The sequence below is a fragment of the Thermoanaerobacter sp. RKWS2 genome (genome assembly GCF_026240795.1).
Taxonomy (GTDB): domain Bacteria; phylum Bacillota; class Thermoanaerobacteria; order Thermoanaerobacterales; family Thermoanaerobacteraceae; genus Thermoanaerobacter; species Thermoanaerobacter ethanolicus.
The window spans coordinates 1,266,878-1,279,893 of sequence record NZ_CP110888.1; the positions used below are offsets into that span (position 1 = coordinate 1,266,878).

11 protein-coding genes and 2 pseudogenes are annotated in these 13,016 nt (G+C 31.7%); all 13 read left to right on the top strand.

Annotation, left to right across the window (positions count from 1 at the left end; all coding sequences use genetic code 11):
- The first annotated feature begins 19 nt into the window (after nt 1-19).
- Nucleotides 20-793, top strand: coding sequence for a TlyA family RNA methyltransferase (locus tag OEI98_RS06510; protein WP_266040336.1), 774 nt, complete (start codon nt 20-22; stop codon nt 791-793).
- 49 nt (nt 794-842) lie between these two features.
- Entirely contained in the window at nt 843-1,694 is an 852-nt protein-coding gene (locus OEI98_RS06515) for an NAD(+)/NADH kinase (RefSeq protein WP_003869847.1), read from the top strand.
- A 27-nt stretch (nt 1,695-1,721) separates the two neighbouring features.
- Nucleotides 1,722-2,174: an arginine repressor gene (locus tag OEI98_RS06520; RefSeq protein WP_416237349.1), complete on the top strand. Its 453-nt coding sequence runs from the start codon at nt 1,722-1,724 to the stop codon at nt 2,172-2,174.
- A 17-nt stretch (nt 2,175-2,191) separates the two neighbouring features.
- Nucleotides 2,192-3,892 (top strand): DNA repair protein RecN, encoded by a 1,701-nt coding sequence (recN, locus tag OEI98_RS06525; protein ID WP_074592504.1) that lies wholly within the window; start codon nt 2,192-2,194, stop codon nt 3,890-3,892.
- A 118-nt stretch (nt 3,893-4,010) separates the two neighbouring features.
- Nucleotides 4,011-5,323: pseudogene (gene spoIVB / locus OEI98_RS06530) on the top strand (SpoIVB peptidase).
- 84 nt (nt 5,324-5,407) lie between these two features.
- Entirely contained in the window at nt 5,408-6,190 is a 783-nt protein-coding gene (spo0A, locus tag OEI98_RS06535; RefSeq protein WP_003871237.1) for a sporulation transcription factor Spo0A, read from the top strand.
- Nucleotides 6,191-6,428: 238 nt separating this feature from the next.
- Nucleotides 6,429-7,549, top strand: a pseudogene (steA, locus tag OEI98_RS06540) (putative cytokinetic ring protein SteA).
- A gap of 12 nt (nt 7,550-7,561) precedes the next feature.
- Nucleotides 7,562-8,488 carry a copper transporter gene (locus OEI98_RS06545; RefSeq protein ID WP_003871239.1) on the top strand — a complete coding sequence of 309 codons (927 nt, stop codon included), beginning with the start codon at nt 7,562-7,564 and terminating at the stop codon, nt 8,486-8,488.
- A gap of 10 nt (nt 8,489-8,498) precedes the next feature.
- A complete protein-coding gene (locus OEI98_RS06550; protein ID WP_266040341.1) occupies nt 8,499-9,185 on the top strand; it encodes a glycosyltransferase family 2 protein in 687 nt (228 codons plus the stop codon).
- An 11-nt stretch (nt 9,186-9,196) separates the two neighbouring features.
- Nucleotides 9,197-10,009, top strand: a complete 813-nt coding sequence (locus OEI98_RS06555; RefSeq protein WP_003871241.1) for a UDP-N-acetylmuramyl pentapeptide phosphotransferase — start codon at nt 9,197-9,199, stop codon at nt 10,007-10,009.
- Between the two features lies 1 nt (nt 10,010).
- Nucleotides 10,011-11,087, top strand: a complete 1,077-nt coding sequence (locus OEI98_RS06560) for a DUF3866 family protein (RefSeq protein ID WP_003871242.1) — start codon at nt 10,011-10,013, stop codon at nt 11,085-11,087.
- A gap of 174 nt (nt 11,088-11,261) precedes the next feature.
- Nucleotides 11,262-11,801, top strand: a complete 540-nt coding sequence (locus tag OEI98_RS06565) for an NUDIX hydrolase (protein WP_003871244.1) — start codon at nt 11,262-11,264, stop codon at nt 11,799-11,801.
- Nucleotides 11,798-12,970 (top strand): endonuclease Q family protein, encoded by a 1,173-nt coding sequence (locus OEI98_RS06570; RefSeq protein WP_003871245.1) that lies wholly within the window; start codon nt 11,798-11,800, stop codon nt 12,968-12,970. Before OEI98_RS06565 ends, OEI98_RS06570 begins: the two co-directional genes overlap by 4 nt.
- The last annotated feature ends 46 nt before the right edge of the window (nt 12,971-13,016 follow it).

Here is a 13,016-nt window from a genome sequence, read left to right on the forward strand (position 1 = left end):
TGGCTTCAAAAAAGAAAGATTGGATGTTTTGCTTGTTCAAAAAGGTTTTTTCTCCTCAAGAGAAAAAGCAAAAGCTTCTATTATGGCAGGAGAAGTATATGTTGATGGCAAGAAAATTGAAAAAGCTGGAGAGTTTGTCAACATAGAATCTTCAATTGAAGTAAAAACTAATTCTTTACCTTATGTAAGTAGAGGTGGGCTAAAGTTACAAAAAGCGATAGAAACGTTTAATATTAATGTGACTGGCAAGATTGCCTTAGACATTGGAGCTTCCACAGGAGGTTTTACTGACTGTCTTTTAAAACACGGTGCTTTGAAAGTATATGCTGTAGATGTAGGATACGGGCAATTGGATTGGAGTTTAAGAAATGACCCTCGGGTCATAAACATGGAAAAGACTAATATAAGATTTTTAGAGACATTGCCTGAAATAGTGGACATGATCACAATAGACGTTTCTTTTATCTCCCTTGAACTTGTTATACCTTCTGCAGATAAATTTTTAAAACCAGAGGGAGATTTGATAGCTTTAATAAAACCTCAATTTGAAGCAGGGAGAGAAAAAGTAGGTAAAAAAGGCGTCCTGAGAGACCCGGCCGTTCATAGGGAAGTGATTGAAAAAATTGTGACTTTGTTTCAAAAGTTTAACTACGGTATAATAGGTATTACCTATTCTCCTATAAAAGGGGCAGAAGGCAATATAGAATATTTAATTTACGGCAAAAAGGGAATTGAAAAGCAACACAATTTTGACATTACGAAAATTGTAAAAGAGGCATTTAAAAATTTGTAGCAGGAAAATTTGTTTTTTTGTAGAATATGATAAATGTGGTGATATTATAATGAAAAAAGTCGGTGTAATTCCAAATATTAATAAAGATAAAGACTTAGAAGTGACAAAATCTGTAGTAAAATGGCTATTGGAGCATGGTTCTGAACCATATCTTAACGAAATAGTTGCGTCTAAAATGGGTTATGATGAATACGGTAGAAAATCTACAGATATATATAGTAAATGCGATTTTATAATTGCTTTAGGTGGAGATGGTACTATTTTAAATGTTGCAAGGCTTTGTGCGCCTTTTGACACGCCTATTTTTGCCGTGAATTTAGGTCATCTTGGATTTCTTACGGAAGTAGATGTAAATGAGGTGTTTGTTTCTTTAGATAAAATATATAAAGGAGAATATACAGTAGAAAAAAGGATGATGCTAGAGGCAAATGTAGTTAAAAATGATATGGAGATTATTAATTTTAGAGCTTTGAATGATATTGTCATTACAAGAGGAGCTTTTTCAAGAATGGCTCGTATAAATACCTATGTCAATAATAACTATGTAGATACTTATTTAGCAGATGGAGTAATAATTGCAACTCCTACTGGTTCAACTGCTTATTCACTTTCAGCAGGAGGTCCTATTGTATATCCTACAGTAGAAGTTATAATAATAACACCTATATGTCCCCATACTTTATATTCAAGGTCTATAATAGTTTCACGAGAGGATGTCCTCAGGTTGGAAATAAGCGAAGAGAATCAAGATTTAATGATAACAACCGACGGACAACAGGGATATAAACTTGATTATAGAGATATAATTTACATTAAAAAAAGCAATGAATATACCAATCTTATAAAAGTAAAAAATACCAATTTTTTTGACTTATTGAGGGACAAACTTACAGAAAGATAAAAAGTAAAAGAGGTGAAGATTACTATGATGAAAATAGCTCGACACGCTAAAATTCTTGAAATAATATCTGAAAAAGAAATTGAAACACAGGAAGAGTTAGCAGCTGAACTTCAAAAACAAGGTATTGATGTGACTCAAGCGACTGTGTCAAGAGATATAAAAGAATTGAGACTGATAAAAGTTTTAACAGAGGATGGAAAAAGATATAAATACGCCCCGATGGGAAAAGTAGATAGCCATATTACAGAGAGACTAATGACTTTATTATCTGAGTCTATAGTGAGCGTGGATTATGCTGGAAATATCATAGCTATAAAAACGTTATCAGGCACAGCTCCCGCAGCAGCAGAGGCGATTGATACATTAAATTGGAAAGATATAGTTGGAACTTTAGCAGGTGACAATACCATTTTTGTTTTAGTGAGAAATGAAGAAGCTGTTCAAGAGCTATTGGAGAAATTCAGAAAGTTAGTTAAGTGATTTTTGGGGGTTTTGTTATGCTTTTAGCACTTAGCATCCAAAACGTTGCACTTATTGACAAGGCAGAAATACAATTTGAAGAAGGATTCAATGCATTAACTGGAGAAACAGGAGCAGGGAAATCTATAGTTATAGACTCGGTTTTGCTGCTTTTAGGTAGTCGAGCCAGTAGAGATATAATACGTACTGGTGAAGAAAAAGCTATCGTAGAAGGAATATTTTTTGTGGATTCTAACAAGGATAAAATTGTAGAAATTTTAGAAGAAGTAGGTTTGAGCTTAGAAGAGGATGATACTTTGATAATAAATAGAGAAATTACAAGCAGTGGAAGAAGTTATTGTAGGATAAATGGCAGAATAGTGCCTCTTTCTTTTTTGAGTAAAATAGGTGCTTTCTTGGTAGATATTTTAGGTCAACATGAGCATCAGTTTCTTTTAGACAATACAAAACATCTTTCTATTTTAGATAATTTTGGTGACCAAAAGTTTAAAAGTTTAAAAGAAAAATTTAAAGAGCTGTTAGAAGAATATAGAAAGATACAAAATGAGATTTCAAGTTTTTTTAAAGATGAAAAAGAAAAGAATGAAACAATTGATCTTTTGAAGTATCAAATTGAAGAGATTGAAAAGGCGAATTTGAGCGTAGAAGAGGAAACACAGTTGTTAGAAAAAAGAAATTTGCTTATGAATTTCGAAAAATTATTTACTGCTATGAATTCTAGTTACAAAATTTTGTACGAAGGTAGTGGGAGCTTTTCTGTTTTAGATAATTTACATGTTGTAATAAAAAATTTAGAAACAGCCTTTTCTATAGATGAAAAGCTTAAAGGGTTAAAAGATAAGCTGGAGAATATTCTCTATGAATTAGAGGATTGTGCTTTACAGGTACGGGATTACTTGAATGGCTTAGATTTTAACCAGCAAAGTTTAGAGGAAATAGAAATACGATTAGATCAAATAAATTCCTTGAAAAGAAAATATGGACCTACAATACAGCATATTTTAGAATTTAAAGAAAATAAAAAAAGAGAATTAGAGAATATATTAAATTTTGAAGAAAAGCAAGAAGAATTGAAGCTTAAGCAGCAAAAGTTATGGGAAAAAATTTTAGAAGTTGGTGAAGCATTACATCTCAAAAGGAAGCAAATAGCAGATAATATAGAAAAAAATATAAATCAAATTTTAGTTGAACTTAATATGCCAAATGCTTATTTTAAAGTGAATATAGAAAAAATGGAAGAACCTACTGAAACAGGATTTGATAAAATTGAATTTTTAATTTCTACAAATATAGGAGAGCCTTTAAAACCTTTGTCTAAAATTGCTTCTGGTGGCGAGCTTTCGAGAATTATGCTGGCATTAAAAACTATTCTCGCTTCCGCAGATGGAATTTCCACTTTGATTTTCGACGAAGTTGATACAGGAATAAGCGGGAAAACTGCCCAATTAGTAGCTGAAAAAATGGCATATCTTTCTAAAAAACATCAATTGATTTGTGTGACTCATTTACCTCAAATCGCTTCTATGGCAGATACACATTATCGAATCTCCAAAATTACAAAAAATGAAAGAACTTATATAAATGTGGAAAAACTTGACTATCAAGGTAAAATAAATGAATTAGCTCGTATTATGGGAGGATCACATGTTACTCAGACTACTTTAGAACATTCAAAAGAATTATTAGATATTGCATCTCAATTTAAAAGCAAAATTTAATATTTTAGTTTAATCTCACTTCCTTTTACTATCGGATAATATATTGACAGTATATAAAGCTTTAAAAAAGGTTAAGTTAATTTTAGATTAAAATAAGCTGCAAAAAGGAAGTGAGAGAATGACAAAAAATACGGTAAAATTGCTACTTTTTATATCCTTAAGCTTTTTTTAGTATTTGCAAATTATTTTACTCCTATACAAGATATAGCGAAAACTCCCTCAAGTTTTAAATTTTTTCAAGGTGAAAAAGTTAATTATAACTTTAATATACCAATAAAAGTAAGTTTTCAAGCTGATAAAAAAGGTTTTTTAAAAATTAATGAGACAGAAGATAAAAATGTTTTAAATTTGAAAGAACCTATTACTATAGAAGCGGTAAACACAGGCACAGTAAATTTGGATTTTAAGCTCTTTGGAATATTTCCTATAAAGCATATCAGTGTTGACATCGTTCCGACAATAAAAGTAGTACCGGGCGGCCAAGCGATAGGGGTCAAGTTAAATACAAAGGGAGTATTAGTAGTAGGCTATTCAGATATAATGGGGGAGGACGGTAAAATTTATAGTCCTTATAAGCAAGGGAAAATACAGATAGGAGATATAATATTAGAAGTCAACGGCATAGAAATAAAGCAAGCAGAAGACATTACACAAATTGCAAATGAATTACAGGGAAAAGCCTTAAAGTTAAAAATAAATAGAAAAAATAATATCTTTTATACTACGATTTATCCTATAAAGTCAAAAGAGGATAGACAATACAGAATAGGTCTTTGGGTGAGAGACCACACTGCTGGTATAGGTACTTTAACCTTTTATTATCCTACTAGCAAGATGTATGGAGCTTTAGGTCATGCTATAACTGATATAGATACTGGTCACATGTTATCAGTAGAAAATGGAGAGATTATGAATTCTCGAATTACTTCTATTGACCAAGGAAGAAGAAGTAAACCTGGGGAATTAAAAGGGATTTTTTTAGAAGAAGTTGATACAATAGGGAATATATTAAAAAACACTGAATTTGGAATTTACGGGAATATGTATGAAGACTTTAAGAACGATTTGTATGGCGAGATTCCTATAGCATATCAAAGCCAAATAAAAGAAGGGCCAGCTAAAATATTGGCTACCATTGATAATACAGGTATACAGCAATTTGATATTGAAATTATCAAAAAAGCGTATCAAGAAACTCCTAGCCCTAAAAGTATGATAATTAAAATTGTTGACAAGAATTTATTAAAAAAGACTGGAGGCATAATACAGGGTATGAGTGGTAGTCCTATTATACAAGATGGAAAACTGGTAGGAGCAGTTACTCACGTTTTTGTGAATGACCCTACAAAAGGATATGCTGTTTATGCAGAATGGATGATTAATGAAATGAATACTCTACTTAATAATAAGCAGGTTTTTACAAATAACTAAAAATTTTTAAGGGAAAAGAAGGAAATTCAATTATTATGTAGAATAAATATTATATACTAATATTAGCAATGGGAGGTTAAATAATTGGTTAAGAAGATTAGAGTAGGGATAGCAGATGATAACAAAGAATTTGCTACTATTTTAGCTGAGTATTTATCTACTCAAGAAAATATTGAAGTGGTTGGTGTTGCCAATGACGGCAACCAAGCGATTGAACTCATTAAAAATCAACCGCCAGATTTGTTAATTTTAGATATTATAATGCCATATTTAGATGGCATTGGTGTTTTGGAAAAGATAAATGAAGAACAATTAAAAAAGCCTAAAATTTTAGTCTTATCTGCAGTAGGCCAAGAAAAAATAACTCAACGGGCTATTGCATTAGGGGCAGATTATTATATTTTAAAACCTTTTGATTTAGCTATGTTGTCAAAAAGGATTTCTGAGCTTATGGAGCCTGAATTAGATGTAGTATCAAAGACTGTATTTCCTGTGGTAAAAGCGAAGAAAAATTATGACCTTGAAGCAATGATTACAGAAATTATTCATGAGGTAGGAGTACCAGCTCATATAAAAGGCTATATGTATCTAAGAGATGCTATTTCTCTTGTTATTAGCAATATGGAGTATTTAAATTCTGTAACTAAAATGTTATATCCTAAAATTGCTGAAAAGTACAATACTACTCCTAGCAGAGTAGAAAGAGCTATAAGGCATGCAATAGAAGTTGCTTGGAGCAGGGGCAAAACAGAAGTCTTAAATGAACTTTTTGGATATACTATAAATGACGAAAAAGGTAAGCCGACAAACTCAGAATTCATCGCGCTTATTGCTGATAAATTGAGGTTGGGGATGAAAGCGGGGTAAAAGGGGTAGATACCTGCTTTCTCTTTTTTAACCTCCCATTTCAAAAGGGCAACAAACATAAAATAGGGCGATAAATATTGAATTTTCACGGCGACAAATAAGTTATGTCCTCTGTTTGTTAAAAAAACAAATAGAGGGCATATTTTATGTGATTGACATGTTGACTTTTTATTTCATGTAAAAATTTTTTATGCTATAATAATAAACAATGGGATGTTACTTTATGGAGGAAGCTTGTATGCAAATAACAGGTACAATTAAAATGGATAAAAGAACTAAAAATTTAGTAAAAAGACTAAATTCTGGAGAAATAGCTATAATTGACCATAGAGATATAGATGAAGTGGCTGCTGAATCCTTAGTTGAAAAAAAGTTTTGGCAGTCATAAATGCTGATAAGTCTATAAGTGGCAGATATCCTAACATGGGGCCTTCTATTTTATGTGAGGCTGGAATTCCAATTATTGACGATGTTGGGAAGGATATTTTTGATTTGTTGAAAGAAAATGACAAAATCACTATAATAGATAATGAAATATATAAAGATGGTGTGTTTATAAAAAGCGGGAAACTTCTTACAAAGGACGTTATAAACTATAAATTGCAGGAAAGTCGCGAAAACATAGGTGTTGAATTAGATAAATTTATTGAAAATACATTGGAATATGCAAAAAAAGAAAAATATTTTATTTTGGGTGGTGTTGAATTACCTAATACTAAAACTCGTTTTAAAAATAGACATGCTCTTGTGGTTGTTAGAGGAAAGGATTACAAAGAAGATTTGTTTACAATAAAACAGTATATTAACGATGTAAAACCGATTTTAATAGGGGTAGATGGAGGGGCAGATGCTCTTTTAGAGTTTGGCCTTGTTCCTGACATAGTCATTGGAGATATGGACAGTGTAAGCGATGAGGCTTTAAAAAAGGCTAAGGAAATTATTGTTCATGCCTATCCCGACGGAAGAGCGCCGGGCTTGGAAAGAGTAACGGCATTAGGCCTTAAAGCGGAAATTTTTAAGGCTCCAGGTACAAGTGAAGATATAGCTATGCTTTTGGCTTTTGAAAAAGGTGCTGACTTAATTGTGGCTGTAGGGACCCATTCCAGCATGATTGATTTTCTGGAAAAAGGGAGAAAAGGAATGTCCAGCACTTTTTTAGTGCGATTAAAAGTAGGAGAAAAATTAATCGATGCCAAAGGAGTAAATAAGCTGTACAGAGAAACTTTTAAAATTTCTTATATATTTAGCATTATACTGGCAGCATTGATTCCTCTTGGAGTAATAGCGTATTTTTCACCACCTATGCAGCAGCTATTGAAACTATTACAACTTAGAATTCGCCTTTTAATCGGATTTTGAGGAGGACTTTCTATGAATATAAATATTAAATACTATGTTTTGACAATTGCTTCTATTTTTATTGCTTTAGGAATTGGAATTTTTATAGGTTTTATGTTAGATGGCCAAAAAGTTTTTTCAGAGCAACAAACTGCAATTATAAACGAGTTAGAACAAAAGTTTAAGGATTTACAAACAGAAAATAATAATTTAAAAAACACTGTTCAAGAGTTAAATAAACAGATAGGGTATTACAATCAATATCATCAAATTATTTTTCCTGAGTTAGTAGCTGATAGATTAACGGGAGTGAAAGTAGCGATTATTGAAACTACAAATGAGTTTATATATTCTGGCATGAGAAATGCTCTTTTAAAGGCAGGAGCTACTATTGAGTCGATTACTGTTATAAAAGACAGTTTTGATACTGGCGATGAATTGGAAGTGCAAAATTTAATAAACTTCCTTTCTAATAAATATGGAGTTACAGTAGACGAAAAGCATTTGAATGAATTTGTAGTTTCAAAATTAGCTAATGCAATTGTAACAGGTCAGGATGTGGACCTTATTAATTATTTAAAGACAAATGGTTATATAGATTTTACAGGGATTCCAGGTAATACAGATTTTGTAATTATAGCTGGAGGAAGTAATAATAAAGATAATAATGTAGCTTCTATAGATATTCCCATTATAAAACAAGTGAAGCTACTTAATGTTCCTATTGTAGGTGTTGAACAAAGTGATACTAAATATTCCTATATTGATGCGTATAAAAAACAGCATATTTCCACAATAGATAATGTGGAGGATATAATAGGGCAGACGTCGCTTATAATGGTAATGGAGGGTAAAGAAGGAAATTATGGAATTAAGCAAAGTGCAATGAGCTTAATGCCAGATTCTTTTATGAATACTGACAATTCTACACATAATTCCTCTGCTAATTCTAAAAAGTGAGGGTAGATAGATGAATAAAAAAGTTAGTGTATTGATACCTGCTTACAATGAAGAAGAAAGAATAATTGATACCATAAAGGGATTAAAAGATGTTGAAGAAGTTGATGAAGTCATCGTAATAAATGATGGCTCAACTGATAGTACTGCTGAAAAGGCAAGAAAAGCAGGAGCTAAAATAGTCAATATGAAGAGAAATGTTGGCAAAGGGACAGCTTTAAAAGAAGGCTTGAAATATGCAAAAAATGATGTGATAGTTTTTTTAGATGCAGATGTAGGTCTTTTGTCACGAGAAGTCAAAAAACTTATATTGCCTGTTCTTGAGGGAAAAGCAGATGTTACAATTGCTAAATTTCCAAAGACAAATATAAAAGCTGGATTTGGCTTTGTTAAAACTTTAGCCAGAAAAGGAGTAAAATACTTTACAGGATATGAAATTGAATCTGTCTTGTCAGGTCAAAGGGCTTTTAAAAAAGAGGTTTTAGAGAGTTTAAAAACTTTTTATAAAGGTTTTGGAATAGAAGTTGGTATGACAATAGATATATTAAAGAAAGGGTATAAAATAAAAGAAGTAGAAGTGAATATGACGCACTCTGTTACAGGGAGAAACTTGAAAGGCTTCCTGCACAGAGGTAAGCAGTTTTGGGATATACTAAAAGTATTAGTGTATAAGTTGTTTTCAAAGAATATTAAAGAATAGCAGGTGAGATAGTGTTTTGGACTAAAATATTAATTCCTTTAATAATGACAGTTATAACAAAAAAGCTTTTTTATAGCATTATTAACAAGCCTTTGTGTTTGAAGGAAAACTATAAAAAAGTTATGATACCTGTTTGTGGTGGTATTGTATTTGTTCCTGCTTTATTTGTGTCAATTGTACTTCTCAATTTATTTGGAGTTAGAATAGAATATCAAGAGGTAATTTTATTGAGCTTATCACTGATTTCTTTTGTCGGTTTTATAGATGATGTATTAGGAGACAGAAGTGTAAGAGGGTTAAAGGGTCATATAACTATGCTTTTAAAAGGAAAGCCTACTACAGGCAGTTTAAAGGCTTTATCAGGAATTTTAATTGCTTTTTATGTGAGTTTTAATGTTGGAAAAAATAATATAGAGGAATTGATAATAAATACCTTGATAATTGCACTTTTTACGAATTTTTTAAACCTTGTAGACTTGCGACCTGGAAGATGCGGAAAAACTTTTTTGGTTATTTCTTTAATTTTTCTAATAATCGGGAAAACCCATCCCCATTTCTTAGTCTTGCTGACTATGATTCTTTTAGTGTATTTTCCAGAAGATTTAAAAGCAAATGTGATGATGGGGGACACTGGATCAAATGTTTTAGGAATGTCTTTGGGAATAAGCAGTATTCTTATTTTTGATTTATATGGCAGGTTGATAATATTGGCGTTGCTAATTTTATTACATATTTTTACAGAAAAATATTCTTTAACTGCTTTAATCGAAAAAAATAAAGTCTTAAATTACCTCGATATGTTAGGAAGAAAAGGAGAAAGATAATGTGATTAGCGTTTATTTAGCTAAAGTAAGTAAAATTGTTGCACAAAGAGAAGGTATAACTGTTGTGGAAGTTGAGTCAGAGGGAGAAAAGGCGTTAGCTTTAAATTATGACGATATAACTGGTAAAATAGAAGTAGGAGATAAAGTTTATGTAAACCGAACTGCTCGCCTTTTAAATCTTGGGACAGGTGGCTATGACTTTATAGTTGTAAATCTCAAATACTCTGAATACGATGCTGTGGGAAATGGGCATATTATGAAATTGAGATATACGCCTTTTCAGATAAATGTGTTGACTATGGAGGAGCAAAACAGTCCTTATCATACTGCTTTTGAAGAGTTTGAAAGTTTAGAAGATTTACCTGTAATAGTTGGAGAACTTCACAGTATGGTAGCGCCTGTAGCCTTAGTGCTAAAAAGTACAAATCCTAACCTTAAAATTACATATGTGATGACAGATGGAGGATGTCTGCCTATTAGTTTCAGCAATACAGTTTTTGAGCTTAAAAAGAGGGGAATAATAGATAAAACAGTTACAATTGGACATGCTTTTGGAGGAGATTATGAATGTGTAAATATTTATACTGCTTTGATAGGTGCAAAGGAAGTGTTAAAAGCAGATGTTGTTATAGTAACGATGGGACCGGGAATAGTAGGCACAGGAACCAAATATGGGTTTTCAGGGGTAGAACAAGCCCATATAATAGATGCTACAAGTAAATTAGGAGGTAAGCCTGTACTTATCCCAAGAATAGGGTTTAATGATAAAAGGCAGAGACATCAAGGGATTAGTCACCATACTATAACTGTTTTAGAGCTGTGTAACAGTTCCTGTGTTTTGACTTTTCCTACAATGGAAAGAGAAAAAGAGAAGATAATAAAAGAACAAATAATTTCGAATCCAGTATTTTCGCGATTTACAATAGAATTTGTGGAGTCTTCCATTACTAAAAGATATATAGAAGAATCTGGGCTTAAATTGACAACAATGGGAAGAAATTATGAAAGTGAGCCAGACTTTTTTAATGCTTGTGGAGCTGCAGCCCTTTATGTGTCTTTTAAATTAGTGCGAAACTGATTTGATTACTTCTCCTAAAGTTTTGTATTTTTTATTTAGTTCCTTTAATAAAAATAATAGGGTGGAAAATTTTCCAGCATAATAAAGAGTGTTTCCCACTATAATCATATTTCTCACCTCATTTCTATAGTATGTATTTATTGCTAAAATTATACATAGAAAGGAAGATGAATTTTGGAACAAAAAGAAGTTACAGTTAACACCAACAAGATTTTTGAAGGGAAAATAATAAATTTAAGAGTAGATGAGGTAAAACTGCCTAATGGAAAAGTTACTACGCGAGAAATAGTTGAGCATCCTGGCGGTGTATCCATAGTAGCAGTTAATGAAGAAGGAAAGATTTTATTAGTCAAACAGTATAGAAAACCTGCAGAGGAGTCTTTATTAGAAATACCGGCAGGAAAATTAGAAAAGGGTGAAGACCCTTTGATTTGTGCTAAAAGAGAGTTATTAGAAGAGACAGGTTATGAAGCAAGTTTTATAAAGCATTTGATTACTTTTTATACTACTCCCGGTTTTTCTAATGAAAAAATGTATTTGTATTTTGCAAAAGATTTAAAAAAATACACTGCTCAACCTGATGAGGACGAATTTTTAGAATTATATGAATATACTCCAGAGGAATTGTGGGAAATGATTTTACAAAATCAAATAAAAGATTCTAAAACGATAATTGGAATTTTATATTATTTAAAAATGAGGAGTAGCTTATGAGATTTTACGGAGATTTGCATGTTCATGTTGCAAGGAGTATAAAAGGAGCTCCTGTAAAAATTGCGGCCTCAAAAAATTTAACTGTTTTAAATATATTAGAAAAAAGTATATTAAAGGGAATTGATATAGTTGGCATTGTAGATGGCGCTTCTCCGCTTATTTTGGAGGAGCTAAAAGAATATATACAAGAAGGAATATTATTCTCCCTTGAAGAAGGAGGGCTTAGGTATAAAAATAAAGTTACTTTGATTTTAGGCAGTGAAATAGAAATTGGCAAAGAGGAAAAGGGTTCTCCTCATTTAACTTGTTATTTTAGAGATATTGAGAGTATTTCTTTGTTTTCTCAAGAAATTTCTAAATACATTAAAAATATAAATCTAAGCTCTCAACGAGTAAATCTTACAAGTGTGCAAGTTGTTGAAATCGCAGAAAAATACAGCGGGGTTGTGATTCCCGCCCATGTTTTTACTCCCTTTAAAAGTTATTATGGCAGTTCTACTGATAGGCTTAAATATGTCTTTAAAGATTTTTATCAATATATTTATGGAGTAGAGTTAGGCCTTAGCGCGGACTCTGATATGGCTGATCAGATTGAGGAGTTACAAAATAAAACTTTTCTTTCCAATTCAGATGCCCATTCTTTAGAAAAAATAGGCAGAGAGTTTAATGTTTTTGATATAAAAGAGGCAAATTTTGAGGAGATTTTGTTGGCTATAAAAAGAGAAAAGGGAAGAGAAATTGTAAAAAATTATGGCTTAAATCCTAAATTAGGGAAATACCACAGAACTTTTTGCTTGGATTGTGGCTATATTGCGAAGGAAGGACCTCCTGTAAAAAAATGCTTAAAATGTGGAAGTTCAAATATAGTTTTAGGTGTAAAGGACAGAATAGAGGAAATTAAAGATTATGATACAAAACATCCTCCTTTTAGACCTTTATATGTCTATCAAATTCCCTTAGAATTTATTCCTAATATTGGAGGTAAGACTATCGAAAAATTGGTGAATTACTTTGGAAGTGAATTGTATGCTTTGCATCATGTACCTTATGAAGAATTAGAGAAAGTGATAGGAACTTCAAAGGCATTAAATATTTTGAGAGGAAGAGAAGGGAAATTGGATGTTTCAGCGGGAGGAGGAGGAATATACGGCAAAGTTACTATAACTTAAAAGGAATATTGTCCCCTTTTGAATCATAAATTTAAATTAGCTTTAT

What these genes read in the sequence shown, in the direction of transcription:
- OEI98_RS06515 (WP_003869847.1), top strand. Translation starts at nt 843, where the DNA reads ATGAAAAAAGTCGGTGTAATTCCAAATATTAATAAAGATAAAGACTTA.
- OEI98_RS06520 (WP_416237349.1), top strand. Translation starts at nt 1,722, where the DNA reads ATGAAAATAGCTCGACACGCTAAAATTCTTGAAATAATATCTGAAAAA.
- recN (WP_074592504.1), top strand. Translation starts at nt 2,192, where the DNA reads ATGCTTTTAGCACTTAGCATCCAAAACGTTGCACTTATTGACAAGGCA.
- OEI98_RS06545 (WP_003871239.1), top strand. Translation starts at nt 7,562, where the DNA reads ATGAATATAAATATTAAATACTATGTTTTGACAATTGCTTCTATTTTT.
- OEI98_RS06550 (WP_266040341.1), top strand. Translation starts at nt 8,499, where the DNA reads ATGAATAAAAAAGTTAGTGTATTGATACCTGCTTACAATGAAGAAGAA.
- OEI98_RS06570 (WP_003871245.1), top strand. Translation starts at nt 11,798, where the DNA reads ATGAGATTTTACGGAGATTTGCATGTTCATGTTGCAAGGAGTATAAAA.